We start from the raw sequence: 736 nt of genomic DNA, 5'->3' as shown, positions 1-736 counted from the left end.
GATAATGGCAATATCTCAGCGACCGCAAAGCAGCTTGGCATCGCCATGCAGACCTTATCTAATTGGCATAATAAAGCCAATCAAGGCAAGCTTATCGGCACAGAACAATATGATCCTGATCTTATGACGGCTCTTCAGGAAATAAAGCAGCTCAAACGACAGCTTAAAGTAGCCGAAGAGGAACGAGAGATATTAAAAAAGGCGACGGCGTACTTTGCCAAGCACAGTTAGTGAAGTACGCCTTTATCAAAAACAACGATATCTTCTTTAGCATCACTACTATGTGTCGTGTACTAAAGGTTAAGCATTCTAGCTACTATGACTGTCTGAGTCGTGATATCAGTGAGCAACAGATACACCGTAACCAGTCTGAGCTACTTGTCAGAGCGGCACATAGTGAAACAAAAGCACGTTATGGTGTTGATCGACTGCACGCAAAGCTGATAGAGCAAGGGCACGATATTAGCCTATATATGGTCAGAAGCATTAAAGAAGAACATGGTATCAAATGCCGTCGCCACAAACGTTTTAAAGTTACCACGGACTCCAACCACAACAAGCTTGTCTATCCAAACATACTAAATCAGCAATTTGATGCTAAGCGTCCTAATGAATCGTGGGTCAGTGATATTACTTATATCTGGACAACAGAAGGCTGGTTGTATTTGGCAGGAGTGAAAGACCTCTACACTAAAGAGCTGGTCGGCTATGCTATCAATAAGCGAATGACCGCAGG

Annotated in this window: 1 pseudogene; it reads left to right on the top strand. The window is 43.1% G+C overall.

The features are described 5' to 3' along the window. Positions 1–736 (top strand): annotated as a pseudogene (locus tag ACMHKH_RS14670) (IS3 family transposase); the annotation flags it as partial.

The sequence above is a fragment of the Psychrobacter glacincola genome (assembly GCF_965118485.1).
GTDB lineage: Bacteria > Pseudomonadota > Gammaproteobacteria > Pseudomonadales > Moraxellaceae > Psychrobacter > Psychrobacter glacincola_D.
This window is presented reverse-complemented; position numbering and strand designations above follow the sequence as displayed.